This window comes from Pseudomonas nitroreducens (assembly GCF_010994165.1).
Lineage (GTDB): Bacteria > Pseudomonadota > Gammaproteobacteria > Pseudomonadales > Pseudomonadaceae > Pseudomonas > Pseudomonas nitroreducens.
In genome coordinates, this window is record NZ_WMBX01000001.1 from 536805 (window position 1) to 561821 (window position 25017).

At 63.0% G+C, this 25017-nt stretch carries 30 protein-coding genes and 2 tRNA genes; 24 read left to right on the forward strand and 8 right to left on the reverse strand.

The features are described 5' to 3' along the window. Positions 1 to 94: 94 nt before the first annotated feature. Together GJV37_RS29645 and GJV37_RS02525 are read right to left on the reverse strand one after the other, a co-directional pair. Positions 95 to 691 carry a cold-shock protein gene (locus GJV37_RS29645; RefSeq protein ID WP_193452127.1) on the reverse strand — a complete coding sequence of 199 codons (597 nt, stop codon included), beginning with the start codon at positions 689 to 691 and terminating at the stop codon, positions 95 to 97. 216 nt (positions 692 to 907) lie between these two features. Next, positions 908 to 1378, reverse strand: a complete 471-nt coding sequence (locus GJV37_RS02525; protein WP_037010966.1) for a Dps family protein — start codon at positions 1376 to 1378, stop codon at positions 908 to 910. Between the two features lie 240 nt (positions 1379 to 1618). On the opposite strand from GJV37_RS02525, the gene GJV37_RS02530 reads away from it, so the two are divergent. The 17 genes from GJV37_RS02530 (at position 1619) to nadA (ending at position 15230) form a co-directional block, all read left to right on the forward strand. Further along, positions 1619 to 1888 carry an FmdB family zinc ribbon protein gene (locus tag GJV37_RS02530; protein ID WP_017522110.1) on the forward strand — a complete coding sequence of 90 codons (270 nt, stop codon included), beginning with the start codon at positions 1619 to 1621 and terminating at the stop codon, positions 1886 to 1888. Between the two features lie 43 nt (positions 1889 to 1931). After that, complete coding sequence (gene aspS, locus GJV37_RS02535; RefSeq protein WP_169888810.1) at positions 1932 to 3710, forward strand: aspartate--tRNA ligase; 1779 nt, start codon at positions 1932 to 1934, stop codon at positions 3708 to 3710. A gap of 74 nt (positions 3711 to 3784) precedes the next feature. Further along, complete coding sequence (locus GJV37_RS02540) at positions 3785 to 4531, forward strand: YebC/PmpR family DNA-binding transcriptional regulator (RefSeq protein WP_024763364.1); 747 nt, start codon at positions 3785 to 3787, stop codon at positions 4529 to 4531. A 116-nt stretch (positions 4532 to 4647) separates the two neighbouring features. Beyond that, positions 4648 to 5172 carry a crossover junction endodeoxyribonuclease RuvC gene (gene ruvC / locus GJV37_RS02545; RefSeq protein ID WP_024763365.1) on the forward strand — a complete coding sequence of 175 codons (525 nt, stop codon included), beginning with the start codon at positions 4648 to 4650 and terminating at the stop codon, positions 5170 to 5172. A gap of 34 nt (positions 5173 to 5206) precedes the next feature. Then, positions 5207 to 5812, forward strand: a complete 606-nt coding sequence (gene ruvA, locus GJV37_RS02550) for a Holliday junction branch migration protein RuvA (RefSeq protein WP_170859307.1) — start codon at positions 5207 to 5209, stop codon at positions 5810 to 5812. 10 nt (positions 5813 to 5822) lie between these two features. Then, on the forward strand, positions 5823 to 6881 hold the full coding sequence (ruvB, locus tag GJV37_RS02555) for a Holliday junction branch migration DNA helicase RuvB (protein WP_017522105.1): 1059 nt from the start codon (positions 5823 to 5825) through the stop codon (positions 6879 to 6881). A gap of 52 nt (positions 6882 to 6933) precedes the next feature. Then, on the forward strand, positions 6934 to 7380 hold the full coding sequence (gene ybgC, locus GJV37_RS02560; protein WP_015478279.1) for a tol-pal system-associated acyl-CoA thioesterase: 447 nt from the start codon (positions 6934 to 6936) through the stop codon (positions 7378 to 7380). 1 nt (position 7381) lies between these two features. Continuing rightward, positions 7382 to 8077, forward strand: a complete 696-nt coding sequence (gene tolQ / locus GJV37_RS02565; RefSeq protein ID WP_024763367.1) for a protein TolQ — start codon at positions 7382 to 7384, stop codon at positions 8075 to 8077. A gap of 23 nt (positions 8078 to 8100) precedes the next feature. Beyond that, positions 8101 to 8565: a protein TolR gene (gene tolR / locus GJV37_RS02570; RefSeq protein WP_024763368.1), complete on the forward strand. Its 465-nt coding sequence runs from the start codon at positions 8101 to 8103 to the stop codon at positions 8563 to 8565. After that, entirely contained in the window at positions 8562 to 9617 is a 1056-nt protein-coding gene (tolA, locus tag GJV37_RS02575; RefSeq protein ID WP_089285722.1) for a cell envelope integrity protein TolA, read from the forward strand. Before tolR ends, tolA begins: the two co-directional genes overlap by 4 nt. Continuing rightward, positions 9614 to 10912: a Tol-Pal system beta propeller repeat protein TolB gene (tolB, locus tag GJV37_RS02580; protein ID WP_065084496.1), complete on the forward strand. Its 1299-nt coding sequence runs from the start codon at positions 9614 to 9616 to the stop codon at positions 10910 to 10912. The genes tolA and tolB overlap by 4 nt, the downstream gene beginning before the upstream one ends. A 52-nt stretch (positions 10913 to 10964) precedes the next feature. Beyond that, on the forward strand, positions 10965 to 11471 hold the full coding sequence (gene pal / locus GJV37_RS02585) for a peptidoglycan-associated lipoprotein Pal (protein ID WP_017522099.1): 507 nt from the start codon (positions 10965 to 10967) through the stop codon (positions 11469 to 11471). Between the two features lie 6 nt (positions 11472 to 11477). Next, positions 11478 to 12320: a tol-pal system protein YbgF gene (gene ybgF / locus GJV37_RS02590; RefSeq protein WP_065084497.1), complete on the forward strand. Its 843-nt coding sequence runs from the start codon at positions 11478 to 11480 to the stop codon at positions 12318 to 12320. A gap of 197 nt (positions 12321 to 12517) precedes the next feature. Continuing rightward, positions 12518 to 13165: a 7-carboxy-7-deazaguanine synthase QueE gene (gene queE, locus GJV37_RS02595; protein WP_170859306.1), complete on the forward strand. Its 648-nt coding sequence runs from the start codon at positions 12518 to 12520 to the stop codon at positions 13163 to 13165. A 20-nt stretch (positions 13166 to 13185) separates the two neighbouring features. Next, on the forward strand, positions 13186 to 13878 hold the full coding sequence (queC, locus tag GJV37_RS02600; protein ID WP_170859305.1) for a 7-cyano-7-deazaguanine synthase QueC: 693 nt from the start codon (positions 13186 to 13188) through the stop codon (positions 13876 to 13878). A 59-nt stretch (positions 13879 to 13937) separates the two neighbouring features. Further along, a tRNA-Lys gene (locus GJV37_RS02605) sits at positions 13938 to 14013 on the forward strand. Positions 14014 to 14171: 158 nt separating this feature from the next. Next, positions 14172 to 15230: a quinolinate synthase NadA gene (gene nadA / locus GJV37_RS02610; protein ID WP_024763373.1), complete on the forward strand. Its 1059-nt coding sequence runs from the start codon at positions 14172 to 14174 to the stop codon at positions 15228 to 15230. Between the two features lie 142 nt (positions 15231 to 15372). Here the strand turns inward: nadA and GJV37_RS02615 are convergent, their stop codons facing one another. Continuing rightward, positions 15373 to 16809 carry a M48 family metalloprotease gene (locus tag GJV37_RS02615; RefSeq protein ID WP_193452128.1) on the reverse strand — a complete coding sequence of 479 codons (1437 nt, stop codon included), beginning with the start codon at positions 16807 to 16809 and terminating at the stop codon, positions 15373 to 15375. 226 nt (positions 16810 to 17035) lie between these two features. On the opposite strand from GJV37_RS02615, the gene GJV37_RS02620 reads away from it, so the two are divergent. Beyond that, positions 17036 to 17287 carry a sulfurtransferase TusA family protein gene (locus GJV37_RS02620; RefSeq protein ID WP_037016457.1) on the forward strand — a complete coding sequence of 84 codons (252 nt, stop codon included), beginning with the start codon at positions 17036 to 17038 and terminating at the stop codon, positions 17285 to 17287. A gap of 56 nt (positions 17288 to 17343) precedes the next feature. Continuing rightward, positions 17344 to 18423 (forward strand): AI-2E family transporter, encoded by a 1080-nt coding sequence (locus GJV37_RS02625; RefSeq protein ID WP_024763376.1) that lies wholly within the window; start codon positions 17344 to 17346, stop codon positions 18421 to 18423. A 60-nt stretch (positions 18424 to 18483) separates the two neighbouring features. Here GJV37_RS02625 and GJV37_RS02630 read toward each other — a convergent pair whose 3' ends face one another. Beyond that, positions 18484 to 18954 (reverse strand): peroxiredoxin, encoded by a 471-nt coding sequence (locus GJV37_RS02630; RefSeq protein ID WP_045210344.1) that lies wholly within the window; start codon positions 18952 to 18954, stop codon positions 18484 to 18486. A 12-nt stretch (positions 18955 to 18966) separates the two neighbouring features. Beyond that, positions 18967 to 19524, reverse strand: coding sequence for a glycine cleavage system transcriptional repressor (locus GJV37_RS02635; RefSeq protein WP_024763378.1), 558 nt, complete (start codon positions 19522 to 19524; stop codon positions 18967 to 18969). Positions 19525 to 19694: 170 nt separating this feature from the next. Between GJV37_RS02635 and dapA the strand changes: the two genes are divergently transcribed. From dapA to GJV37_RS02660, 5 genes are all read left to right on the forward strand, one after another. Beyond that, on the forward strand, positions 19695 to 20573 hold the full coding sequence (gene dapA / locus GJV37_RS02640) for a 4-hydroxy-tetrahydrodipicolinate synthase (RefSeq protein ID WP_024763379.1): 879 nt from the start codon (positions 19695 to 19697) through the stop codon (positions 20571 to 20573). Between the two features lie 13 nt (positions 20574 to 20586). Then, a complete protein-coding gene (gene bamC / locus GJV37_RS02645) occupies positions 20587 to 21777 on the forward strand; it encodes an outer membrane protein assembly factor BamC (protein WP_024763380.1) in 1191 nt (396 codons plus the stop codon). Beyond that, positions 21716 to 22474, forward strand: coding sequence for an MBL fold metallo-hydrolase (locus GJV37_RS02650; protein ID WP_205896446.1), 759 nt, complete (start codon positions 21716 to 21718; stop codon positions 22472 to 22474). Before bamC ends, GJV37_RS02650 begins: the two co-directional genes overlap by 62 nt. A 29-nt stretch (positions 22475 to 22503) precedes the next feature. Next, complete coding sequence (purC, locus tag GJV37_RS02655) at positions 22504 to 23214, forward strand: phosphoribosylaminoimidazolesuccinocarboxamide synthase (RefSeq protein WP_038803299.1); 711 nt, start codon at positions 22504 to 22506, stop codon at positions 23212 to 23214. A gap of 95 nt (positions 23215 to 23309) precedes the next feature. After that, a tRNA-Ser gene (locus GJV37_RS02660) sits at positions 23310 to 23399 on the forward strand. A gap of 86 nt (positions 23400 to 23485) precedes the next feature. Here the strand turns inward: GJV37_RS02660 and GJV37_RS02665 are convergent. From GJV37_RS02665 to GJV37_RS02675, 3 genes are all read right to left on the reverse strand, one after another. Continuing rightward, entirely contained in the window at positions 23486 to 23854 is a 369-nt protein-coding gene (locus GJV37_RS02665) for a hypothetical protein (RefSeq protein WP_170859303.1), read from the reverse strand. A 99-nt stretch (positions 23855 to 23953) separates the two neighbouring features. Next, on the reverse strand, positions 23954 to 24301 hold the full coding sequence (locus GJV37_RS02670; protein ID WP_017522075.1) for a carboxymuconolactone decarboxylase family protein: 348 nt from the start codon (positions 24299 to 24301) through the stop codon (positions 23954 to 23956). 133 nt (positions 24302 to 24434) lie between these two features. Then, positions 24435 to 24917 carry a GreA/GreB family elongation factor gene (locus GJV37_RS02675; RefSeq protein WP_037015828.1) on the reverse strand — a complete coding sequence of 161 codons (483 nt, stop codon included), beginning with the start codon at positions 24915 to 24917 and terminating at the stop codon, positions 24435 to 24437. Between the last annotated feature and the right edge of the window lie 100 nt (positions 24918 to 25017).

Genomic DNA, 25017 nt, shown 5'->3' on the forward strand with positions numbered 1-25017 from the left:
CAGAATTAGAGTGCGGAAAATAAATTCCCCATTTTTTCATTGAGGCCGCAATAAAAAGCCCGCCAATCGGTAGGCTTTTTCATGGGCGTAACACTCAGCGCCGATTAGGCAGCGCAGCAATCACATCCTCCGCCTGCAACCCCTTGTCACGCTGGACAACGGAGAACTCCACCCGCTGCCCTTCGATCAGGATGCGGTGGCCCTCGCCGCGGATGGCGCGGAAGTGGACGAAGATGTCTTCGCCCGAGTCGCGGGAGATGAAGCCGAAGCCCTTGGAGGTGTTGAACCACTTCACCGTGCCGGTTTCGCGATCGACACCGGCGAAGGTTTCGATGGCGGCGCTGGCGCTCGGTTTGTTGAGGCTGGCGATCCATTGCAGGACGACGGCGCCGGCCAGGCTCAGCAGCGGCAGCACGATGGCCGGCTGGTCGCCGATGAAGGGTAGCGGCGCGAGCAGGATCAGGATCTGCAGGACCACGGCCAGCACGACCAGGGCGGTGGCGAGGCTCTGCAGGGCGGAGGGGTGTTTCAGTTGGCTGCTCGGGGCGAGCAGGAGGCTGGTCAGACCGAGCAGGGCCAGGTAGATGGCATCGCTCTGTTGCAGGTAGGGCAGGGCATCACTACGCAGACTCGGGATCGAGGACAGCAAGAGTGCGGCGACGCCCGTCACGAGATGGACGATCTTCAACATGGCTACGGATTCACCTTGAGCGGGTAACGAGATAAAGAAGCAGCCAGCCCCGGGTGCGACGCCAGAAAGGAAAAATGAAAGCGTGCCGGGCGGCCTATGCGAGAAACGCACGGCGGGTATTTAACCGCAATCCAGTTGCCTTCTCAAATCAACCGCTTAGGCCATTCGTAGGGGAGGCAGCCGGCTTTCTGGCCGGCTGCCTATAAAGGGAAGGGGTTATTCGGCGAGCAGGCTACGTAGCATCCAGGCAGTCTTTTCGTGCACCTGCATGCGCTGGGTCAGCAGGTCGGCGGTGGGCTCGTCCGCCACCTTGTCGGCCTGCGGGAAGATGCTGCGGGCGGTGCGTACCACGGCTTCCTGGCCCTGCACCAGCAGGCGGATCATTTCCTGGGCGTCCGGTACGCCTTCTTCTTCCTTGATGGAGGACAGGCGGGCGTAGGCGGTGTAAGTGCCGGGCGCCGGGAAGCCGAGGGCGCGGATGCGTTCGGCGATGCTGTCCACGGCCAGCGCCAGTTCGTTGTACTGTCCTTCGAACATCAGGTGCAGGGTGTTGAACATCGGCCCGGTGACGTTCCAGTGGAAGTTGTGGGTCTTCAGGTACAGCGTGTAGGTGTCGGCCAGCAGGCGGGACAGGCCGTCGGCGATGGCGGCGCGATCTTCTTTGGCGATTCCGATATCGATGTCCATGGCGATCTCCTCATCGAGCATGAATGATTTAAAACGCTGGATTCGAGGCTATCACCGGGGTAGGTGCGAAGCTCTTGGTCTATATCAAGGCAATCGATTGAGGTTTTCTATTAAAGGGCTGTGCGCCCGGCAGGCTTTTCCGCCACCGGAGCCCGGCTGCAACCTGCGGATTTTTCAGGCTATAATCGGCCTCTTTGCCGCGGGACGCGGACCCGTGGCGTTACACAGCCAAGGTGTTCCATGCCGATTTACGAGTACCAGTGCCAGTCCTGCGCGCATCAGCTGGAATCGCTGCAGAAGATCAGCGATGCGCCGTTGGTCGATTGTCCGGCCTGCAAGGCTCCCGAATTGAAGAAGATGTTGTCGGCTCCGGGCTTCCGCCTGGGCGGCAGCGGTTGGTACGAGACCGACTTCAAGACCGGAGCGAAGAAGAACCTGGCCTCCGGCGATGCCCCAGCGGCCTGTCCGGCCACCGGTTGCGGTGCCGGCGCCTGCTCCGCCAGCGAATGAGCGGTTCCCTAGAATTCAAGACTTTCGAGAAGCGAAACACACCATGATGCGCAGCCACTATTGCGGCCAGTTGAACGAGAGCCTGGACGGCCAGGTAGTCACTCTTTGCGGTTGGGTACACCGTCGCCGCGACCACGGCGGGGTGATCTTCCTCGACGTGCGTGATCGTGAAGGTCTGGCCCAGGTGGTGTTCGACCCGGATCGCGTCGAGACTTTCGCCAAGGCCGACCGCGTGCGCAGCGAGTACGTGGTGAAGATCACCGGCAAGGTGCGCCTGCGCCCGGAAGGCGCGCGCAACTCGAACATGGCTTCGGGCGCCATCGAAGTGCTGGGCCACGAGCTGGAAGTACTGAACCAGGCCGAGACCCCGCCGTTCCCGCTGGACGAGTACTCCGACGTGGGCGAGGAAACCCGCCTGCGCTACCGCTTCATCGACCTGCGTCGTCCGGAGATGGCCGCCAAGCTGAAGCTGCGCGCGCGCATCACCAGCAGCATCCGCCGCTACCTGGACGAGAACGGCTTCCTCGACGTGGAAACCCCGATCCTCGGTCGCCCGACGCCGGAAGGCGCGCGTGACTACCTGGTGCCGAGCCGCACCTATCCGGGCCACTTCTTCGCCCTGCCGCAGTCGCCCCAGCTGTTCAAGCAGCTGCTGATGGTGGCCGGCTTCGACCGTTACTACCAGATCGCCAAGTGCTTCCGCGACGAAGATCTGCGTGCCGACCGCCAGCCGGAATTCACCCAGATCGACATCGAGACCAGCTTCCTCGAAGAAAGCGACATCATCGAGATCACCGAGAAGATGGTGCGCCAGCTGTTCAAGGAAGTGCTGAACGTCGAGTTCGACGAATTCCCGCACATGCCGTTCGAAGAGGCCATGCGCCGCTACGGTTCGGACAAGCCTGACCTGCGTATCCCGCTGGAACTGGTCGACGTCGCCGATCAACTGAAGGACGTCGAGTTCAAGGTCTTCTCCGGCCCGGCCAACGATCCGAAGGGCCGTGTTGCCGCCCTGCGCGTTCCGGGCGGTGCGAGCATGCCGCGCAAGCAGATCGACGACTACACCAAGTTCGTCGGCATCTACGGCGCCAAGGGCCTGGCCTATATCAAGGTCAACGAGCGCGCCAAGGGCGTGGAAGGCCTGCAGTCGCCGATCGTGAAGAACATCGCCGAGCCGAACCTGAACGAGATCCTCGATCGCGTCGGTGCGGTCGATGGCGACATCGTGTTCTTCGGCGCGGACAAGGCCAAGATCGTCTGCGACGCCCTGGGCGCGCTGCGCATCAAGGTCGGCCATGACCTCAACCTGCTCACCAAGGAGTGGGCGCCGATGTGGGTCGTGGACTTCCCGATGTTCGAAGAGAACGACGACGGCAGCCTGACCTCGCTGCACCACCCGTTCACCGCGCCCAAGTGCACCCCGGAAGAGCTGGAGGCCAGCCCGGCCGGCAAGCTGTCCCGTGCCTACGACATGGTACTCAACGGCACCGAGCTGGGCGGCGGTTCCATCCGTATCCACGACAAGGCCATGCAGCAGGCGGTCTTCCGCGTGCTGGGCATCGACGATGCGGAGCAGGAAGAGAAGTTCGGCTTCCTGCTGGACGCCCTGAAGTACGGCGCACCGCCGCACGGTGGCCTGGCCTTCGGCCTGGACCGTCTGGTGATGCTGATGACCGGCGCGGCCTCGATCCGCGAAGTCATCGCCTTCCCGAAAACCCAGAGCGCCGGCGACGTCATGACCCAGGCTCCGGGCACCGTGGATGCCAAGGCTCTGCGCGAGCTGAACATCCGCCTGCGCGAGCAGCAGAAGGCCGCCGAGTAAGTCGATTCGAATAGCTGGCGGTACCTGCACTGCGGGCGCCGCCAGCGAAGCAAACAAGCGATACGGAGTGAGTTATGGCTGGTCATTCCAAATGGGCCAACATCAAGCACCGCAAGGAACGTCAGGACGCCAAGAAGGGCAAGATCTTCACCAAGCTCATTCGTGAGCTGACTGTCGCTGCCAAGCAGGGCGGCGGGGTGCCGGCGGACAACCCGCGCCTGCGCCTGGCCGTGGACAAGGCGCTGACCGCCAACATGACCCGCGACACCATCGACCGTGCCATCCAGCGCGGCGTGGGTTCCAGCGAAGCGGACAACATGGCCGAGCTGACCTACGAAGGTTACGCGCCCAGCGGCGTGGCGATCATCGTCGAGGCCATGACCGACAACCGCAACCGCACCGCGGCCGAAGTGCGCCATGCCTTCAGCAAGTGCGGCGGCAACCTGGGTACCGATGGTTCGGTGGCCTACATGTTCGAGCGCAAGGGGCAGATCAGCTATGCGCCGGGCGTGAACGAAGAGGCCCTGATGGATGCCGCGCTGGAAGCCGGCGCCGACGATGTAGTGGTCAACGACGACGGTTCCATCGACGTCTTCACCACCTTCGCCGATTTCATCTCGGTCAACGAAGCACTGACAGAAGCGGGCTTCAAGGGCGAGGACGCGGAGATCACCATGATCCCGTCGACCGTGGCGACCCTGGACCTGGACACCGCGCAGAAGGTCCTCAAGCTGATCGACATGCTGGAAGACCTGGACGACGTGCAGAACGTCTACTCGAATGCGGACATCCCGGACGAGGTGATGGCCCAGCTGGGCTGATCCCACCACCGGCGATGTGCTGAAGCCGGAAGCGGGAGTGGTCGTCAGCGGCGCCTCCCGCTTCCGGTTTTTGTTATCTGAAATGCGCGTTGCAGACTAGGTGTGATCGAACGGACATGACCCTGATTCTCGGCATCGACCCAGGTTCACGGATTACCGGCTTCGGCGTGGTGCGCGACACCGGCCGTGGTTGTGAATACGTGGCCTCGGGCTGCATCCGCACCGGCAATGGCGAGCTGTTCGAGCGCCTGCAGATCGTCTTCCGTGGTGTGCGCGAGGTCATCCAGACCTACCAGCCGACCATGATGGGCATCGAGCAGGTGTTCATGGCGCGCAACGCCGATTCGGCGCTTAAGCTGGGGCAGGCGCGCGGCGCGGCCATAGTCGCGGCGGCGGAAGAGGGATTGCAGATCGCCGAGTACACCGCCAGCCAGGTCAAGCAGGCGATTGCCGGCACCGGTGGTGCGGACAAGCAGCAGGTGCAGATGATGGTGATGCACCTGCTCAAGCTGGTGCAGAAGCCGCAGATCGACGCCTCCGACGCCCTGGCCATCGCCCTGTGCCATGCGCATACCCGGCAAAGCCTGGTACCGCATGGCCTGATGGGCGCCCGCCGCCGCGGCGGACGCCTGCGCCTGTGATATCCGGAAAAACTTTGAGCAAGGACAAACACCCGTGATTGGACGCCTGCGTGGCACCCTGGCGGAGAAGCAGCCGCCGCACCTGATCGTCGATGTGAACGGCGTGGGCTACGAGCTGGAAGTGCCGATGACCACCCTGTACCGCCTGCCGAGCCTGGGCGAGCCGGTGACCCTGCATACCCATCTGGTGGTGCGCGAGGATGCCCACCTGCTCTACGGCTTCGCCGAGAAGCGCGAGCGCGAGCTGTTCCGCGAGCTGATCCGCCTCAACGGCGTGGGGCCGAAGCTGGCACTGGCGCTGATGTCGGGGCTGGAGGTCGATGAACTGGTGCGTTGCGTGCAGGCGCAGGATACTTCGACCCTGGTGAAGATTCCGGGCGTCGGCAAGAAAACTGCCGAGCGCCTGCTGGTGGAGCTGAAGGATCGCTTCAAGGCGTGGGAGAATATTCCGTCCATCGCGCCGCTGGTGGTGGAACCCATGCGGGTTGCCGCAGTCTCAAGCGCCGAGTCCGATGCGGTCAGCGCGCTGATCGCCCTGGGTTTCAAACCTCAGGAGGCGAGCCGCGCCGTGGCCGCCGTGCAGGAGGATGGCTTGTCCAGCGAAGAACTCATCCGCCGTTCCCTCAAGGGCATGGTCTAGGTAGATATTGATGATCGAAGCCGATCGCCTGATTTCCTCAGCCTCCAGTCGCGACCGCGAAGAGCAGTTCGACCGCGCCATCCGCCCGCTCAAGCTGGCGGACTACGTCGGTCAGCCGGTGGTGCGCGAGCAGATGGAGCTGTTCATCCAGGCGGCCCGCGGGCGTCAGGAAGCGCTGGATCACACGCTGATCTTCGGCCCGCCCGGCCTGGGCAAGACCACCCTGGCGAACATCATCGCCCAGGAGATGGGGGTTTCGATCAAGAGCACCTCCGGCCCGGTGCTGGAACGCCCTGGCGACCTGGCGGCGATCCTGACCAACCTCGAGCCCAACGACGTGCTGTTCGTGGACGAGATCCATCGCCTGTCGCCGATCGTCGAGGAAGTGCTGTACCCGGCCATGGAAGACTTCCAACTGGACATCATGATCGGCGAAGGCCCGGCCGCGCGCTCGATCAAGCTCGACCTGCCGCCCTTCACCCTGGTCGGCGCGACGACTCGCGCCGGCATGCTGACCAATCCGCTGCGTGACCGCTTCGGTATCGTGCAGCGTCTTGAGTTCTACGGTGTGGACGACCTGTCCAGCATCGTCGCCCGCTCGGCGGGGATTCTCGGCCTGGAGATCGAGCCGGCGGGTGCCTTCGAGATCGCCCGGCGCGCCCGTGGTACGCCGCGGATCGCCAACCGGCTGCTGCGCCGTGTACGGGATTTCGCCGAGGTGCGTGGCACCGGACACATCAGTCGCGACATCGCCGACAAGGCGCTGAACCTGCTGGACGTGGACGAAAGGGGCTTCGATCACCAGGATCGCCGCCTGTTGCTGACCATGATCGACAAGTTCGACGGTGGGCCGGTGGGTGTCGACAACCTGGCGGCCGCCATCAGCGAAGAAAGACACACGATTGAAGATGTGCTGGAGCCCTATCTGATCCAGCAAGGCTATATCATGCGCACACCGCGCGGCCGTGTAGTGACCCGGCATGCGTACCTGCATTTCGGCCTGAATGTGCCGAAGCGGATGGGGGAGGGGGCAACGCCGGATCTGTTCGCCCCTGAAGATGGTAATTAATTGCATTTGTAGGCGATTGCCGATTGGCAAAGCCAGGACTTGGTTTTAGAGTATGCGCGCGCAACACGGGGGTCAGCCGTTCCAGCAGCGGTATCGGGTCTATTACGAGGACACCGATGCCGGCGGCATCGTCTACTACGTCAACTACCTCAAGTTCATGGAGCGGGCTCGTACCGAGCGGCTGCGTGATCTGGGCTTTGCCCAGTCGCAGCTGGCGGGGGAGAACCTGCTTTTCGTCGTTCATTCGGCCGAGGCGCGCTATCACGCGCCGGCTCGCCTGGACGACGAACTGCTCGTCAGCGCCGAAGTGGAGGAGTTGAACCGTGCGAGCCTGAAGTTTCGTCAACAGGTTCGACGGGCGTCGGATTCGACCTTGCTCTGCGAGGGGCGATTCCTGGTGGCGTGCGTGCGGGCGGACACCCTGAAACCCCGCGCTATCCCAGATGTGTTGCGTGCGGCATTTGCCGGCAGTCCGGACACCCTTTCAGCAGGAGATTAACGTGGAACCGAACGTCGTCGACCATACTTCCATGTGGAGCTTGATCAGTAACGCCAGCGTCGTGGTACAGCTGGTGATGCTGACCCTGGTGGCCGCATCGGTCACTTCCTGGATCATGATTTTCCAGCGCAGCAACATGATGCGCTCGGCGAAGAAGGCCCTGGATACTTTCGAAGAGCGCTTCTGGTCGGGCATCGACCTGTCCAAGCTCTATCGTCAGGCGGGCAGCAACCCCGATCCGGATTCGGGGGTCGAGCAGATCTTCCGTGCCGGCTTCAAGGAATTCTCCCGTCTGCGCCAGCAGGCCGGCGTTGACCCGGATGCAGTGATGGAGGGCGTTTCCCGCGCCATGCGCGTCGCCATTTCCCGCGAGGAAGAGAAGCTGGAAACCAGCCTGCCGTTCCTTGCTACCGTCGGTTCCACCAGCCCGTACATCGGTCTGTTCGGCACCGTGTGGGGCATCATGAACTCCTTCCGTGGCCTGGCCACCGTGCAGCAGGCCACCCTCGCCACCGTGGCGCCGGGTATCGCCGAAGCGCTGATCGCTACCGCCATCGGCCTGTTCGCGGCCATCCCCGCGGTCATCGCCTACAACCGTTTCGCCGCTCGCTCGGAAATGCTCATCGGCCGCTACTACACCTTCGCCGACGAGTTCCAGGCCATCCTGCACCGCAAAGTGCACACCAGCGACGATTGAAGACGACCAAGAGGTAAGCCGTCATGGCAAGAGTTCGTCACAAGCGCAAGCCGGTCGCGGAAATGAACGTGGTGCCCTACATCGACGTGATGTTGGTACTGCTGGTCATTTTCATGGTGACCGCGCCCATGCTCAACCAGGGGGTCAAGGTCGACCTGCCCAAGGTTTCCAGCGAAGCGCTGCCGCAGGATAACGATTCCCGCGTGCTCACCATCTCCATCAAGGCCGACAAGACCTACTACTGGAACATGGGCTCGGAAGTGGACCCGGATCAGGGCAAGGGCAGCCAGACTGCCGTGGACCTCGATCAGCTGGTCAACGCTGCCACCGGCATCATGGCCGAGAACAGCCGCCAGGGTAAGAAAGTCCAGGTCTTCGTCCGTGGGGACAAGGCAGTCGACTATGGCTCGGTCATGGCCGTCATGGGCGGTCTGCAGAAAGCCGGGGTCGGCAACGTCGGTCTGATTACCGAGGCACCAGGTAGTTGATGCACCAGCTCGAGCGCTCTCAATCGGAAGGCTACTTCTGGCCAACGGTCCTGGCCGTGGCCCTGCATGTGCTGATTTTTGCCATGTTGTTCGTCAGCTGGGCCAGCACGCCTGAACTGCCGCCTTCGCGGCCGATCGTCCAGGCTACCCTGTACCAGTTGAAGTCCAAGAGCCAGGCGACCCAGCAGACCAACCAGAAGATAGCCGGCGAGGCAAAGAAAACCTCGGCCAAGCAATACGAGCAGGAGCAGCTCGAGCAGAAGAAGGCTGAGCAGCAGGCATTGGCTGCTGCGAAAGCCGAGGAACAAAAGAAGGCCGATGCGGCTCAAAAGGCTGCAGATGCCGCTGAGAAAGCTGCAGAAGCGAAGAAGGCAGACGACGCCAAGAAGGCGGCCGATGCTGCCGCAGCCGCCAAGAAAGCAGCTGAGGCCAAGGCCGCCGAGCAGAAGCAGCAGGCTGACATAGCCAAGAAGAAAGCCGAGGAAGAGGCCAAGAAAGAGGCCGCAGAAGAGGCGAAGAAGAAAGCTGCCGAGGAGGCCAAGAAGAAGGCCGCCGAGGACGCGAAGAAAAAAGCCGCCGCGGATGAAGCCAAGAAGAAGGCTGCCGCGGTCGAGGCTGCGAAGAAAAAGGCTGCTGCCGCAGCCGCTGCCGCAGCTCGCAAGGCGACGGAAGACAAGAAGGCCCAGGCCCTGGCTGAACTGCTGTCGGATGACACGCAGCGGCAGCAGGCCCTGGCCGACGAGCAAGGTAATGAGGTGGCGGGCAACTTTGACGATCTGATCGTCAGCCTGGTGAGCCAGCAGTGGAGCCGTCCTCCTTCAGCTCGTAATGGAATGAGCGTAGAAGTGCTGATTCAGATGTTGCCGAGCGGCGCCATCACTAATGTGAGCGTGACTCGCTCCAGTGGTGACAAGCCTTTCGACGATTCGGCAGTGGCAGCGGTCCGAAATGTGGGCCGTATTCCCGAACTGCAAAAACTGGATCGCGCCACGTTCGATAGCCTGTATCGTCAGCGCCGAATGGTCTTCAAACCGGAGGATTTAGATCTGTGAGTACCCTGATTCGCTTCGCGCTCTTCGCCCTGGCCCTGGTAGCCGGCGCAGCGCAGGCCGCCGACCCGCTGGTGATCTCCAGCGGTCGTGACTCGGCCGTCCCGATCGCCGTGGTTCCGTTCGGCTGGCAGGGCGGTAATGTGCTGCCCGAAGACATGTCGAACATCATCGGCAACGACCTGCGCAATTCCGGTTACTTCGAGCCGATCCCGCGCCAGAACATGATCAGCCAGCCGGTCCAGGCCAGTGAAGTGATCTACCGTGACTGGCAGGCCCTCGGCGCGCAGTATGTGCTGGTCGGCAGCATCGTGCCCAACGGTGGCCGCCTGCAGATCCAGTATGCCCTGCTCAACGTGGCGACCCAGCAGCAGGTCCTGACCGGCAGCGTGGGCGGCACTACCGACCAACTGCGCGACATGTCGCACTACATCGCCGACCAGTCGTTCGAGAAGCTCACCGGCATCAAGGGTGCGTTCTCCACCCGGCTGCTCTACGTGACTGCCGAGCGCTTCTCGGTGGACAACACCCGCTACACCCTGCAGCGCTCCGACTATGACGGCGCTCGCCCGGTGACCCTGCTGCAATCGCGCGAGCCGATCCTTTCGCCGCGCTTCTCGCCTGATGGTCGCCGTATCGCCTATGTGTCCTTCGAGCAGAAGCGTCCGCGCATCTTCATGCAGTACGTCGACACCGGCCGCCGCGAGCAGATCTCCAACTTCGAAGGCCTCAACGGCGCCCCGGCCTTCTCGCCGGACGGCAACCGCCTGGCCTTCGTGCTGTCGCGCGACGGCAACCCGGAGATCTACGTGATGGACCTGGGCAGCCGCCAGCTGCGTCGCCTGACCAACAACTCGGCGATCGACACCGAACCTTTCTGGGGCGCGGACGGCTCGACCCTGTACTTCACCTCGGACCGTGGCGGCAAACCGCAGATCTACAAGATGAACGTGAACTCGGGCGCTACCGACCGCGTGACCTTCATCGGCAACTACAACGCCAACCCGAAACTCTCGGCGGATGAGAAGACCCTGGTGATGGTTCACCGCCAGGACGGATTCACCAACTTCCAGATCGCAGCGCAGGACCTTCAGCGCGGTAATCTCCGGGTACTTTCCAACACCAATCTGGACGATTCGCCCACTGTTGCGCCAAATGGCACGATGCTAATATACGCCACCCGCCAGCAGGACCGGGGCGTGTTGATGCTCGTGAGCATCAACGGACGTGTTCGGTTACCGCTACCCACCGCTCAAGGCGACGTGCGCGAGCCTTCCTGGTCCCCTTACCTGAACTGACGGTTGCCAACTGTTTCAAACTTATACACTGGGGTTCATTAGGAGTTACATGATGGAAATGCTGAAATTCGGCAAATTTGCCGTTATCGCCCTCGCCATGGCCGTAGCCGTTGGTTGCTCGTCCAAGAAAGGCGATGCAACTGGTGAAGGCGCCAATGGCGGCGTTGACCCGAACGCTGGCTACGGCGCCAACAGCGGTGCCGTTGACGGCTCCCTGAGCGACGAAGCCGCTCTGCGCGCTATCACCACCTTCTACTTCGAGTACGACAGCTCCGACCTGAAGCCGGAAGCCATGCGTGCCCTGGACGTACACGCCAAGGACCTGAAAGGTTCCGGCCAGCGCGTAGTCCTGGAAGGTCACACTGACGAGCGCGGCACCCGCGAGTACAACATGGCTCTGGGCGAGCGTCGTGCCAAGGCCGTTCAGCGCTACCTGGTACTGCAGGGCGTTTCCCCGGCTCAGCTGGAACTGGTTTCCTACGGCAAAGAGCGTCCGGTTGCCACTGGCCACGACGAGCAGTCCTGGGCCCAGAACCGTCGCGTTGAGCTGAAGAAGTAAGACGTGATGCCGATGCGCCTGCGTTTTCTGACCTTGATCGCATGCGGACTGCCCCTCATGGCGGCAGCCGCGGTTCCGGTACAGGACGGCAATGGTGGCTATGCCAGCACGCCGCCCTCGGGTTATGGCACCGCAGGCGCTGATGGCGCCTACGCCGGAGGCGGGATGACAACTCCCGTCTCCGGTCAGGCTCAGCTGTTCATGCAGCTGCAGCAGATGCAGGACGAAATGTCCCGTCTGCGCGGCATGCTCGAAGAGCAGCAGAACCAGATCCAGCAAATGAAGCAGGAGAACCAGGAGCGCTTCCAGGACATCGACAGCCGCCTTTCCAGCGGTGCAGGTGCAGGAGCGGCCGGTGCTGCTGTTCAACAGAATTCCCCCGCTGCCGGCGCCAGCGCAGGAGCTGCTACCGGAGCAGGCGTAGCCGCCGCCCAGCAACAGCAGCCCGCCGCCAGCAGCGAGCCGGGTGACCCGGCAAAAGAGAAGCTCTACTACGACGCCGCCTTCGACCTGATCAAGGCCAAGGACTTCGACAAGGCCAGCCAGGCCTTCGGCGCCTTCCTGCGCAAGTACCCGAACAGCCAGTACGCGGGTAACGCGCAGTATTGGCTGGGTGAAGTGAATCTCGCGAAAGGCGACCTGCAGGGCGCCGGCCAGGCTTTCGCCCGCGTCAGCCAGGCCTACCCGAGCAGCGCCAAGGTGCCGGACTCGCTGTACAAGCTCGCCGATGTCGAGCGCCGCCTGGGTAACAATGACAAGGCTCGCGGCATCCTGCAGCAGGTGGTCGCGCAGTATCCGGGCACTTCCGCTGCCCAACTGTCCCAGCGTGATCTGAAGAACCTGAAGTAGGCTTCCTATCTCGCAGTCTGAAAACCCGCGCCCGTCGCGGGTTTTTTCGTTAGAATTGCCGCCCCCGGAAAAGCCAGTGGTTTCAGCTGCGCTGATGTCTGCTGTGTTCCGGGATTGCCGGGCGCCTCTCCAGTGCGCCCACGACTCCAACGCAACGGAGGCGGATGGCCTGTATAGCCGTCACGCCCGTGGCTGATATGCAACAGACCCTGCGCATTACCGAGATTTTCTACTCGTTGCAGGGGGAAACGCGCACCGCCGGCTTGCCGACCGTGTTCGTACGCCTGACTGGCTGTCCCCTGCGCTGCAACTACTGCGATACCGCCTATGCCTTCAGTGGCGGCGAAATCCAGAGCCTTGATGCCATCCTCGACCAGGTTGCGCGGTATCGCCCGCGCTACGTCTGTGTGACTGGCGGCGAGCCGCTGGCGCAGCCCAACTGTATCCCGCTGCTCGAACGGCTGTGCCATGCCGGCTACGAAGTATCGCTGGAAACCAGCGGCGCGCTGGACATCTCGGCCACCGACCGCCGCGTCAGCCGTATCCTCGACCTGAAGACCCCCGGCTCCGGCGAAGTGGCGCGCAATCGTTACGAGAACTTCGGCGAGCTGACGCTCAACGATCAGGTCAAGTTCGTCATCTGTTCCCGCGAGGACTATGACTGGGCGGTGTCCAAGCTGATCGAGTACCGCCTGGATGAGCGAGCCGGCGAGGTTCTGTTCTCGCCCAGCCATCGCCAGGTGGATGCGCGCGCGCTGGCCGACTGGATCGTCAGCGACAACCTGCCGGTCCGCCTGCAGCTGCAATTGCACAAGATTCTCTGGAACGATGAGCCGGGCCACTGAGCGCGGAGGAGCCCCTGTTTATGTCCGACAAGAATGCTGCGAACGACAAGAAAGCCGTGATCCTGCTCTCCGGTGGCCTGGATTCCGCGACAGTGGTCGCCATGGCCATGGCCGAGGGCTACGCCTGCTACACCATGAGCTTCGACTACGGCCAGCGTCACCGTGCCGAGTTGCAGGCCGCCGAGCGCGTCGCCCGCCAATTGGGCGTGGTCGAGCACAAGGTGATCGGCCTCGACCTGAATGGTATCGGCGGCTCCGCGCTGACCGACAGCAGCATCGATGTTCCCCAAGCTCCCAGTGAAGGCATTCCGGTGACCTATGTGCCGGCGCGCAATACCGTGTTCCTTTCTCTGGCGCTGGGCTGGGCGGAAGTGCTGGGCGCACGGGACATTTTCATCGGCGTGAACGCCGTGGATTATTCCGGCTACCCGGATTGCCGCCCGGAGTTCGTCGAGGCCTTCGAGCGTATGGCGAACCTGGCTACCAAGGCAGGAGTGGAGGGCGACGGCTTCCGTATCCAGGCGCCGCTGCAGTTCCTTTCGAAGGCGCAGATCATCGAGGCAGGCGTCGCTCGGGGCGTCGATTACGGCCTCACCGTTTCCTGCTATCAGGCTGATGATGAGGGGCGTGCTTGCCGCAAATGTGACAGCTGCCGACTGCGCTCCGAGGGCTTTTCCGCCGCTGGAATTTCCGACCCTACGCGATATTTCTGAAAAAAGTTTTCTCGGGGTGTTGTTTTTACGTTAGAAATCAGTATTATACGCACCACGTCGGGTCGTTAGCTCAGTCGGTAGAGCAGTTGGCTTTTAACCAATTGGTCGTAGGTTCGAATCCTACACGACCCACCATCAAATCTTGTGAAAGCCCCGTGATCGAAAGGTCACGGGGCTTTTGCCATGTGCCGGAAAAAGTCCGCCGCGCGGCACTTCTCGGCCCGCCGCGACGAGGGATGGTGGTGATAAAATCGCCGGCATAATCAGACCGTGCCTGTTGAGGTTTCCACACGATGTCCCAGATTTCCGAACGCCTTCTGGTCCAGGCCCATCTGGCGGCGAAACAGCCGCGGGTGCTGAGCGCAGAGGAAGAGGCCGACTACCGTGCGGCCATCGCTGCCGAATTGAAGGCGCAGAACGCTGTGCTTGTCGCGCACTATTACTGCGATCCGGTGATCCAGGCGCTGGCTGAAGAGACCGGCGGTTGCGTTTCCGATTCGCTGGAAATGGCCCGCTTCGGCAACCAGCACTCGGCGCAGACCGTGGTGGTGGCTGGTGTCCGCTTCATGGGCGAGACCGCGAAGATCCTCAACCCGGAAAAGCGCGTGCTGATGCCCACGCTGGAGGCGACCTGCTCGCTGGACCTGGGGTGCCCGGTGGAAGAGTTCTCGGCGTTCTGCGACAAGCATCCGGAGCGCACCGTGGTCGTCTACGCGAACACCTCGGCGGCGGTGAAGGCTCGCGCGGACTGGGTGGTGACCTCCAGCTGCGCCGTGGAGATCGTCGAGCACCTGATGGACAACGGCGAGCCGATCCTCTGGGCGCCGGACCAGCACCTGGGGCGCTACATCCAGCGCGAAACCGGTGCGGACATGCTGCTCTGGGACGGTGCCTGCATCGTTCACGAGGAGTTCAAGGCCAAGCAGCTGGAAGACCTCAAAGCGGTCTATCCGGACGCTGCGATCCTGGTGCACCCGGAGTCACCGGAAGCGGTGGTTGAATTGGCCGATGCGGTGGGCTCCACCAGCCAATTGATCAAGGCCGCGCAGACGATGCCGAACAAGCGCTTCATCGTCGCCACCGACCGCGGCATCTTCTACAAGATGCAGCAGCTTTGCCCGGATAAGGAGTTCATCGAGGCGCCCACCGCCGGCAACGGCGCGGCTTGTCGCAGCTGTGCGCACTGCCCGTGGATGGCCATGAACACCCTGGAGCGCACCCTGGCATGCCTGAAGGAAGGCTCGGGCGAAATCTTCGTCGACCCGGCGTTGATTCCCAAGGCGATCAAGCCGCTCAAGCGCATGCTCGACTTCACCCAGGCGGCGAAGCTGAAACTGGCGGGCAACGCCTGACTCTCGCGGCACCATGAAAAAGCCCGGCAGATGCCGGGCTTTTTCTTTGAGGCTTTTGTGGGAGCGAGCTTGCTCGCGAACCCACCACGGGAATCAGTGGCATCAAGCTGTTCGCGAGCACAGGCAAGGGCTGCGTGGTTGCTCAGCGCCCCATCATCTCCTTGAGGATGCGTTCCTGGTCGCGGAACTCCTGCTGGCGTGCATCCAGGCGCGCAGCCAGGGTGAAGTTGCCGCCGGCGCGACGCTTGGCAAAGTCCAGTTGCTCGATCGCCTGCTTGTAGTCGCCGGTGAGCGCGTAGTACTCCGCGCGGGCCTGGTACACGCCGATGGCGTTGCCGCTCAGGGTGCAGGCATCGGCCAGGCGGCTCCACACGTCCGGGTCCAGCGGGCGGCGCTGGGACAGCTTGAACAGCGTCTTCTCGGCGTCGGCGGCGCGGTTGGTCTTCATCATCAGGTCGGCGTTGGCCTGGATCAGTGGATAGCTGTCCGGGTATTGGCCGAGCATCTTCTGCACGCGCGCCTGGGCATCGGGCAACTTGTTGGCGGTGATGTCCAGGTCGGACATCGCCAGATTGTAGCTGATGTCGTTGGGTGCCTTGGCCAGCAGTTGCTGGAGGTTGCTGCGGGCGTCGTTGAGCTGGCCGATCTTGGTCTGCGATAGCGCAAGTCCGTAGCGCGCGGCGTCGTTCTTCGGGTCGTCGTCGAGCTGCGCACGGAACTGCTTGCTGGCCATGCCCGGGGTATCCTCGAACATCTGCTGGACGCGGGCGCGCATCAGCTCGTAGCGCAGCGAGTCTTCCTTGCCGCCCTTGGGGTATTGCTCGGCGCGGTTGCGGGTGTCGGCGATACGCGATTCGGTCACCGGGTGAGTCAGCAGGAATTCCGGCGGCTTGCCCTCGTAGCGGTACTGGCGCGCCAGGCGCTCGAACATGTTGGGCATGGAGCGCGGGTCGTAGCCGGCGCGGACCATGGTGGCGACGCCGACGCGGTCGGCCTCCTGCTCGTTCTGCCGGGAGAAGCGCAGCTGGTTCTGGATCGCCGCGGCCTGGGTGCCGGCGATGGCGGCGATACCGGCGTCACCGGCACCCGCTGCGGCGGCAATGATGCCGGCCAGCATGGCGGCCATCACCGGTACCTGCATGCGCTGTTGCGCCTCGATGCCACGGGCGAAGTGGCGTTGGCTCAAGTGGCCGAGTTCGTGTGCCAGTACTGCGATGTACTCGCCTTCGGTCTGGGCATAGATGAACAGGCCGCCATTGACGCCGACCACGCCGCCAGGGGCGGCAAAGGCGTTGATCTGTTTGTCGCGGATCAGGATGAAGGCCAGGCGGTGGTCCTGCAGTTCACTGGACTCCGCCAGGCGGTAAACGCTGGACTCGACGTAATCCTTGAGTTGCGGGTCGTTGAGCGTATCGACCTGGTTGCGCAGCATGCTCAGCCAGGCGCGGCCGAGCTGGAATTCCTGCTCCGGAGAGACGATGGACGAGCTGGCATCGCCCAGAGACGGCAAGTCGTCCGCCAGGGCCGGCGTGGCGAGGGCGACAGCGAGCGACAGCAGGGCAGGGCGGAGTACTTTCATGTACACGAGGCTCGTTCCGAGAAAGGCTCTACTTTAGCCGCACGCTAACGCCTATGCCTAGTTTGCAGGGCGGAAGTGCGGCGCAATTCGAAATGGGTATTTTCGCTTGGTCTTCCTTTTAGGCCTTGATGCTGACGGCTTGATTAATGAACACCGTCTTGCCTGGGCCTGGTTACTTTTCCAAGGCTTTCGGTATTCTTGGGCGCCCTGACCGGAGTTCGTTTCGATGTCCGATTCCACGCCGTCCGTCCCCGCCTGTGACGCGGAGCTGGACGCCAGCGGTCTCAATTGTCCGTTGCCGCTGCTCAAGGCCAAGCTCGAGCTGAACAAGCTGCCCAGCGGGGCGGTGCTCAAGGTGATAGCCACCGACGCTGGCTCCCAGCGCGACTTCCGCGTTTTTGCCGACCTTGCCGGGCACTCGCTGCTGCATGAAGAGGTCGAAGGCGGCGTCTATCGCTACTGGCTTCGCAAGAAGTAGCTCTGAAGTTTCCGGGTAACCGGGACGTTACCCTTTGTCGTTTCGTAGGCCCTTACATGCTCAAGGTTTTGCAGGACTGGATGCAGCGCTATTTCTCCGACGAGGAGGCGATAGTGCTGGCGGTCATTCTCGGGCTCGGATTCACCGTCATCCTGGCTTTCGGCGGGATGCTCGCTCCGGTGCTGGCGGCGATGGTCATCGCCTTCCTGATCCAGGGCATGGTCGGTGTACTGGAGCGCCTGCGCGTGCCGCACCTGTTCTCGGTGTGGCTGGTGTATTCGCTGTTCCTCGGCCTGCTCGCGGTGTTCCTGCTGGTGCTGGTGCCGCTGCTGTGGAAGCAGCTCTTCACCCTGTTCAACGAGCTGCCCGGCATGCTTGGCGAGTGGCAGGCGACGCTGCTGATGCTGCCCGAGCGCTACCCGGACATGGTGACTGAGGAACAGGTGCTGCGTACCGTCGAGGCGGCGCGCAACGAGCTGGGGCAGCTTGGCCAGTGGGCGCTGACCTTCTCCCTGTCGGGCCTGCCGGTGGTGGTCAACATCATGATCTACCTGGTGCTGGTACCGATCCTGGTGTTCTTCTTCCTCAAGGATCGTCGGCGCTTCTACCACTGGTTCCGCCGCTACCTGCCGCGCGAGCGCGGGCTGATGAAGCAGGTGTGGAACGAGATGAACCAGCAGATTGCGAACTACATCCGCGGCAAGGTCATCGAGATCTTCATCACCGGCGTGGTGACCTACATCGCCTTCGCCGTGCTCGGCCTGAACTACGCGGCGCTCCTCGCCCTGCTGGTTGGTCTGTCGGTGGTAGTGCCCTACATCGGCGCAGTCGTGGTCACGGTCCCGGTCGCGATGATCGCGCTGTTCCAGTGGGGCTGGAGCGACCAGTTCATCTACCTGATGGCAGCCCACGCGATCATCCAGGCGCTGGATGGCAACGTGCTGGTGCCGCTGCTGTTCTCCGAGGCAGTGAACCTGCATCCGGTGGCGATCATCTGTGCGGTGCTGTTGTTCGGCGGGCTGTGGGGCTTCTGGGGAGTGTTCTTCGCCATTCCGCTGGCGACCCTGGTGAAGGCTGTCCTGGATGCCTGGCCGCGCCAATCGGCGGTGCAGCCGCAGGTCAGCCCGATGATGTGACGCCGGGAACGGAAAAAGGCCGCTGATCAGCGGCCTTTTTCATGGAGCTGGCTGAGTGGCTTACTGGTTCAGCGCCTGGGCGGCGGCGAGCACGGCATCCACGTGGCCGGGTACTTTCACACCGCGCCACTCCTGGCGCAGCACGCCCTTGGCGTCGATCAGGAAGGTGCTGCGGTCAACACCCATGTATTCCTTGCCGTAGAGCTTCTTCAGCTTGATCACGTCGAACAGCTGGCAGACGGCTTCGTCCTTGTCGCTGATCAGTTCGAAGGGGAAGCACTGCTTGGCCTTGAAGTTCTCGTGGGACTTGATGCCATCGCGGGAAACGCCGAACACGAGGGTGTTGGCCTTGGCGAAGTCCTCGATCTTGTCGCGGAAGCCCTGGCCTTCGGTGGTGCAGCCAGGCGTGCTGTCCTTGGGGTAGAAGTACAGGACGACCTGTTTGCCCTTGAGCTCGGACAGGCGGAATTCGACGCCGCTGGTGGCGGGGGCCTGGAAATCGGCGACAGGTTTGTTCAGTTCGACTGCCATTGGGCTCTCTCCTTACGGATGCTGCGGACGCCAGGGCTCGATCAGCGCGTCCAGGTTCAGCGCATCGGCGAAGTCGAGGAACTGATCGCGCAGCCAGCTGATCTGGGTGCCGGCTGGCAGCGTCACGGTGAGGGTGGCGTTGAGCATGCTGGTGTTGGTATGCGGCGCCTGGTAGGTGTCGCAGGTGAGGTTCTCCAGTTCGATGTTGTGATCGATGAAGAACTGGCACAGCTCGTTGAGGATGTCCGGGCGATAGACGGCGCTGACATAGGCCACGTAGGGCAGGGCCTGGGCGCGGGTAACGTGGACATTGCTGCGGGTGACGCTGAGGGTGAAACCATGGCGCTTGGCCAGGGGCGGCAGGCCGCCTTCCAGGCGGGCCAGGGCATCCCAGCTGCCGGAGATCTGCAGGATCAGCGCGCTGAACTCGCCATGGCGGGTCAGGCGGCTGCTGACCACCGAGCAACGGTTGTCGACGCAGGTGCGGCACAGCACGCTGGTCAACTCCATCGGGTTCGGGCCCAGAGCGCTGATCAGGAGGAATTGTTCACGAGGGTGAGAGGCGGACATGCAGCTTTCCTGGAGTGGCGGCCAAGCGGGCCGCATCGACAAAGAAGGAAGGGTAGCGAAAAGCGCCGATGAGGGGAATGTCTGGTCGTTCGCGGGTCGCTGCGTCACCTTGTGCGTGGCCGGTGGCGACAGTACCATTACGGCTTTCTTTTTCCGGCAGGAGCGGTTGCATGATTGCGGGCAGTATGGTGGCGCTGGTCACCCCCTTCGATGCTCAGGGTCGACTGGATTGGGACAGCCTCGCTAAGCTGGTGGACTTCCACCTGCAGGAAGGCACCAACGCCATCGTAGCGGTCGGCACCACTGGTGAATCGGCCACCCTGGACGTGAACGAACACCTGGAAGTCATCCGTCGCGTAGTCGACCAGGTCAACGGCCGCATCCCGGTCATCGCCGGCACCGGCGCCAACTCCACCCGCGAAGCCGTCGAGCTGACCGAGGCCGCCAAGTCCGGCGGCGCCGACGCCTGCCTGCTGGTGACTCCGTATTACAACAAGCCGACCCAGGAAGGCCTGTACCAGCACTTCCGCCACATCGCCGAAGCCGTGGCCATCCCGCAGATCCTCTACAACGTGCCGGGCCGTACCGCCTGCGACATGCTGCCCGAGACCGTGGAGCGCCTGTCCAAGGTGCCGAACATCATCGGCATCAAGGAAGCCACTGGCGACCTGCAGCGCGGCAAGGAAGTACTGGACCGCGTTGGCAAGGATTTCCTCGTCTACTCCGGTGACGACGCTACCGCCGTCGAGCTGATGCTGATGGGCGGCAAGGGCAATATCTCGGTGACTGCCAACGTCGCCCCGCGCGCCATGAGCGACCTCTGCGCCGCCGCCATGCGTGGCGATGCCGCCGCTGCCCGCGCCATCAACGATCGTCTGATGCCGCTGCACAAGACCCTGTTCATCGAATCCAACCCCATCCCGGTCAAGTTTGCCCTGCACGAAATGGGGCTGATTCCAGAGGGCATCCGCCTGCCTCTGACCTGGCTCAGCCCGCGTTGCCACGAACCGCTGCGTCAGGCCATGCGCCAGACCGGCGTCCTGGCTTAAGGAGCTCCCTCGCATGAAGCGACTGGCAGGACTGACTGCGCTCGCCCTGGTTATCGGCAACACCTCCGGCTGCGGCTGGTTGTGGGGCCCGGAAGGCTACTTCCGTGACCGTGGCGACGATTACTTGAACGCCCGCGAAACGGCACCGATGAAGGTGCCCGACGGCATGCAGAGCAAGCCGCTCGACCCGCTGTTGCCGATCCCGATGAACGTCGCCACCAGCACCGAGAAGGAAGGCGAGTTCGAAGTGCCACGGCCGCAGCCCCTGTCCGGTGCTGGTGAAGTCAGCGATTTCAGCTTGCAGAAGAGCGGTGATTCGCGCTGGCTGGTCGCCCAGCGCCCGCCGGCGGAAGTCTGGCCGGTCGCCCACCAGTTCTTCCAGGACAATGGCTTCTCCATCGCCAACGAGCGTCCGCAGACTGGCGAGTTCAGCACCAACTGGCAACCGCTGTCGCAGCTTTCCGCGCCCCTGGCGCGTCGACTGAGCAGCCGCGTGTCGGGCGTTGAACCCGACAGCGAAGCGCGCGTTCGCGTACGCATCGAGCCGGGCGTGCAGACCAACACCAGTGAAGTCTACGTGCTGAGCGAAACCCGCCCGGCCGGCAGCACCGCCAGTGGTGACTGGCCGACCAAGCCGGCGGTGCCGAGCCTGGATGCTGCGCTGCTCGACGAGATGATCGCCAGCATGGCCACCAGTGCCGAGAAGGGCGGCTCCGTCTCCCTGCTCGCCGCCCACTCGGATTACGACACCCCCGGCGCTGTCCAGCTGAACAAGGACGGCAGTGGCAACCCGGTACTGACCGTCGACTCCGACTTCGACCGTGCCTGGGTCAGCGTAGGCCGCGCTCTGGATCGTGCTGACATCCGTGTCGACGACCTCAACCGCAGCCTGGGCGTGTACTACGTCAACATCGCCGAAGGCGCGAAGAAGAAGGACGAAGACAAGCCTGGCTTCTTCAGCCGTCTGTTCGGCGGTGGCGAGAAGACCAAGGAAGAGGAAGACGCCAAGGCCCAGCGCTACCAGGTTCGCCTGACCAGCGTGAGCAATACCGTCCAGATCACCGTCGACAAAGACATCAACACCTCCGCACCGGCTGACGTGGCGCAGGGCGTGTTGGAGAAACTCCAGGAGAGTATGCGGAATGCACTTCGCGGTCCTGGGGAGCGGAAGCCGGGGCAATTCGGCCTTGGTGAGCAGTTCTGACACCCGGATACTGATCGATTGCGGTTTCCCGCTGCGTGAAACCATCCGCCGTCTGGCGCGCCTGGGCGTAGAGCCCGGGCAGCTGGACGCGGTGCTGGTCACGCACGAGCATTCCGATCACATCAACGGCGTCGAACTGCTGGCCCGGCACCATCGAATACCCGTGTACCTCAGCGCCGGCACCTTGCAGGGAATGCGCAAGCCGGTGACGCCGGCGGGGCTGCTCAGTTGCGGCGACCGCCTGCTACTGAAAGACCTGGAAGTCACTGCAGTCAGCGTCTCCCACGATGCGCGGGAGCCCCTGCAGTACGTGTTTTCCGATGGCCGGAAGCGCTTTGGCCAGCTCACCGATCTGGGGGCCGCCACGGCGCAGGTGCTGGAATGCTATCGTGGCCTCGATGCGTTGATCATCGAGGCAAACCACGATACCGACATGCTGGCCCGCGGTCCGTATCCCTACCCACTCAAAGCCCGTGTTGGCGGCCAGTGGGGACATTTGAACAACCGGCAGGCCGCCGAACTGGTGGCCCAGCTGGGCTGGGAAAGCTTGCAGCACCTCGTGCTGGCGCATCTCAGCGAAAAGAACAACTCGCCGCAGCTGGCCCGGCAATGTTTCGTCGACACCCTCGGGTGCGACCCGGACTGGCTGCAGGTAGCCGATCAGCATTCTGGACTCGACTGGCGCACCATCGCCTGAGCCCACCCCCTAAGCAAGCGGAGCCCATCATGGAAAAACGCGAAGAACTCTATCGCGGCAAGGCCAAGTCGGTTTACACCACCGATGACGCCGACCGCCTCGTCCTGCTGTTCCGCAACGACACCTCGGCGTTCGACGGCAAGCGCATCGAGCAGCTCGATCGCAAAGGCATGGTGAACAACAAGTTCAACGCCTTCATCATGCAGAAGCTCGAAGCCGCCGGCATCCCGACCCAGTTCGACGCCCTGCTGTCGGACAACGAAGTACTGGTCAAGAAGCTCGCCATGATCCCGGTCGAGTGCGTGGTGCGCAACTACGCCGCCGGCAGCCTGGTGCGCCGCCTGGGCGTGGAAGAGGGCCTGCAGCTCACCCCGCCGACCTTTGAACTGTTCCTGAAGAACGACGCCCTGGGCGACCCGTTCATCAACGAATCCCACGTCCAGGCCTTCGGCTGGGCGACCCTGGAGCAACTGGCCGAAATGAAGGCCTACTCCTTCAAGGTCAACGAAGTACTGAGCAAGCTGTTCGACGACGCCGGCCTGCTGCTGGTGGACTTCAAGCTCGAGTTCGGCCTGTTCCACGGCAAGATCGTCCTGGGCGACGAATTCAGCCCGGATGGCTGCCGCCTGTGGGACAAGGAAACCCGCAAGAAGATGGACAAGGACCGCTTCCGCCAGGGGCTGGGCGACGTCATCGAAGCCTACGAAGAAGTGGCCCACCGCCTGGGCGTGCCGCTGTAAACCGGCGAAATCACGCAAGCGCCTGATACCACGCAAAAAAATCCGAAAACAAAGCTTCGCGTTCGGACTTCAAGCTGGTATCATGCGCGCCGCACGGAGAGATGCCGGAGTGGTCGAACGGGACGGATTCGAAATCCGTTGAACCAGCAATGGTTCCTAGGGTTCAAATCCCTATCTCTCCGCCATTACATATGGCCGAAACCCCTGAAATGCTTAGCGTTTCAGGGGTTTTGTCTTTTCTACGTCATGAAAATCTCCACCCTGATCCCCATCACCCGCAATACCCATCCATCTTCTCTCGATTCTTCTGCGTCGGATCCGCTTGATACTGCTGCAGCCAGAATTGGCATGGCGCGCTGTTGAAGCGTTTTTCCTGCTCCGATTTCTCTACCTGACGATTCTGCTGCTCCTGCAGGGCCTGCTGGCGTTGCAGGTATTGCTGGAACATTTCGTCGTTGCTGCGGGTTGGTGGGGGCGCCGTGGACGTTGCCGTTGATGGTGGGGCGAGGTGAGGTGCGAGAGCGAGCGGAGCGTCGCGCCAGAACAGCCACGCGGTGGCGGCGACGGCCAGGCAGCCGAGCCAGATGCCGACGGCGATGGCTAGGGTGAGTTTCCAGAAGCTGAGGGTAGGCTGGGGCATGGGCAGCGGCTTTGGTTGGCTGAGCAGCACAGATAACCCATCGCACCCCTCAAGGGAAAGAGGCAGGCCCGCGGCGCCGAAGCGCCGCGGGTGCAGGGCTCATTTCGGAGCGGCGGCGGACTCGTAGGCTTCGAGGGCGCGCAGGGAGTAGATGTAGGCGGCGCCGGCATTAAGCGAGATGGCGGTGGCCAGGGTCTGGGCGATCTCGGCTTCAGTGGCGCCAGCCTTGCGGGCAGCCTCGGCGTGGACGCCGATGCAGCCGTCGCAGCGGGTTGTGATGGCCACGGCGATGGCAATCAGTTCGCGGGTCTTGGCATCCAGGGCGTCGCCGTCAGCGGCGGCGGCTTCCAGGGCCTGGTAGGCGGCGATCATTTTCGGGTGTTTCTTGCCCAGGGCGCCGAAGGCTTTTTTCACGGCGGGGACGTACTCGGACCAGTTGAACAGCATGATGCTTCTCCTTGAGGCCGGGAGTGGGTGTGGCCTTGAAGCTTAGTCTGCGTCAGTCCGCGTGCCGGGTATTGTCTGTTCCGCTCAGATTTTTCATCAATGCGCTCGACTGCTGCTTTGCAGGGCGCAAGCGTCAACAGACGTCGAGGATTTCATAACGCTGGCGTGCGCTGCCGGTTCCCACTTCGACTTCATCGCCGGGGTGACGCTGAAGCAGGGCGCTGCCCAGTGGGGCGCGGGTGGTGATGACCAGGATTTCGGTGCCTTCGTGCTGCACCTTGAGGCCGGCTCCGTCCGGGCCGAGGAATACCCAGCGCTGCTGGTCGCGCTCGTTGATCAGTTGCACCAGGGCGCTGGTCTGGATGCCCTGTTCCTCGTCGAAATCGCGCAATTGAAGGTTCTCGAACAGCGACAGGGCCTGTCGGATCTCTTCCACGCGCCGTGATTGGCCGGCAGCGAGGTAGGCCGCTTCCAGACCGAGTGTGTCGTACTTGTTCTCGGCGATGTTTTCTTCGTGGGTCGCGGTCTCGTGGGCCGTCTGGGCGGCGCGCACGGCGACCTCCAAGTCTTCGGCGAGGCGTGCGAGGATCAGTTGGTAGGCGCGTTTCTTGTCCATGGCGGCGGGCTGGAAATAAAGCCGCCTATCCTAGGGCCTTTGCCCAGCCCTGCGAAGGCGCTTTCAAGATTTTCCGGCCGCAGCCGATAGAGCGGCTGAA

Bases quoted from the DNA above. Each gene is read 5' to 3' on its own strand.
- GJV37_RS02675 (WP_037015828.1), bottom strand. From the start codon at position 24,917: ATGGACAAGAAACGCGCCTACCAACTGATCCTCGCACGCCTCGCCGAA.
- GJV37_RS02625 (WP_024763376.1), top strand. From the start codon at position 17,344: ATGCTCAAGGTTTTGCAGGACTGGATGCAGCGCTATTTCTCCGACGAG.
- GJV37_RS02540 (WP_024763364.1), top strand. From the start codon at position 3,785: ATGGCTGGTCATTCCAAATGGGCCAACATCAAGCACCGCAAGGAACGT.
- pal (WP_017522099.1), top strand. From the start codon at position 10,965: ATGGAAATGCTGAAATTCGGCAAATTTGCCGTTATCGCCCTCGCCATG.
- GJV37_RS02670 (WP_017522075.1), bottom strand. From the start codon at position 24,301: ATGCTGTTCAACTGGTCCGAGTACGTCCCCGCCGTGAAAAAAGCCTTC.
- ruvC (WP_024763365.1), top strand. From the start codon at position 4,648: ATGACCCTGATTCTCGGCATCGACCCAGGTTCACGGATTACCGGCTTC.
- GJV37_RS02525 (WP_037010966.1), bottom strand. From the start codon at position 1,378: ATGGACATCGATATCGGAATCGCCAAAGAAGATCGCGCCGCCATCGCC.
- queC (WP_170859305.1), top strand. From the start codon at position 13,186: ATGTCCGACAAGAATGCTGCGAACGACAAGAAAGCCGTGATCCTGCTC.
- ybgF (WP_065084497.1), top strand. From the start codon at position 11,478: ATGCCGATGCGCCTGCGTTTTCTGACCTTGATCGCATGCGGACTGCCC.
- GJV37_RS02650 (WP_205896446.1), top strand. From the start codon at position 21,716: ATGCACTTCGCGGTCCTGGGGAGCGGAAGCCGGGGCAATTCGGCCTTG.
- queE (WP_170859306.1), top strand. From the start codon at position 12,518: ATGCAACAGACCCTGCGCATTACCGAGATTTTCTACTCGTTGCAGGGG.
- GJV37_RS02635 (WP_024763378.1), bottom strand. From the start codon at position 19,524: ATGTCCGCCTCTCACCCTCGTGAACAATTCCTCCTGATCAGCGCTCTG.
- GJV37_RS02665 (WP_170859303.1), bottom strand. From the start codon at position 23,854: ATGCCCCAGCCTACCCTCAGCTTCTGGAAACTCACCCTAGCCATCGCC.
- purC (WP_038803299.1), top strand. From the start codon at position 22,504: ATGGAAAAACGCGAAGAACTCTATCGCGGCAAGGCCAAGTCGGTTTAC.
- bamC (WP_024763380.1), top strand. From the start codon at position 20,587: ATGAAGCGACTGGCAGGACTGACTGCGCTCGCCCTGGTTATCGGCAAC.
- nadA (WP_024763373.1), top strand. From the start codon at position 14,172: ATGTCCCAGATTTCCGAACGCCTTCTGGTCCAGGCCCATCTGGCGGCG.
- ruvB (WP_017522105.1), top strand. From the start codon at position 5,823: ATGATCGAAGCCGATCGCCTGATTTCCTCAGCCTCCAGTCGCGACCGC.
- tolR (WP_024763368.1), top strand. From the start codon at position 8,101: ATGGCAAGAGTTCGTCACAAGCGCAAGCCGGTCGCGGAAATGAACGTG.
- GJV37_RS02530 (WP_017522110.1), top strand. From the start codon at position 1,619: ATGCCGATTTACGAGTACCAGTGCCAGTCCTGCGCGCATCAGCTGGAA.
- ybgC (WP_015478279.1), top strand. From the start codon at position 6,934: ATGCGCGCGCAACACGGGGGTCAGCCGTTCCAGCAGCGGTATCGGGTC.
- GJV37_RS02620 (WP_037016457.1), top strand. From the start codon at position 17,036: ATGTCCGATTCCACGCCGTCCGTCCCCGCCTGTGACGCGGAGCTGGAC.
- GJV37_RS29645 (WP_193452127.1), bottom strand. From the start codon at position 691: ATGTTGAAGATCGTCCATCTCGTGACGGGCGTCGCCGCACTCTTGCTG.
- aspS (WP_169888810.1), top strand. From the start codon at position 1,932: ATGATGCGCAGCCACTATTGCGGCCAGTTGAACGAGAGCCTGGACGGC.
- dapA (WP_024763379.1), top strand. From the start codon at position 19,695: ATGATTGCGGGCAGTATGGTGGCGCTGGTCACCCCCTTCGATGCTCAG.
- GJV37_RS02615 (WP_193452128.1), bottom strand. From the start codon at position 16,809: ATGAAAGTACTCCGCCCTGCCCTGCTGTCGCTCGCTGTCGCCCTCGCC.
- GJV37_RS02630 (WP_045210344.1), bottom strand. From the start codon at position 18,954: ATGGCAGTCGAACTGAACAAACCTGTCGCCGATTTCCAGGCCCCCGCC.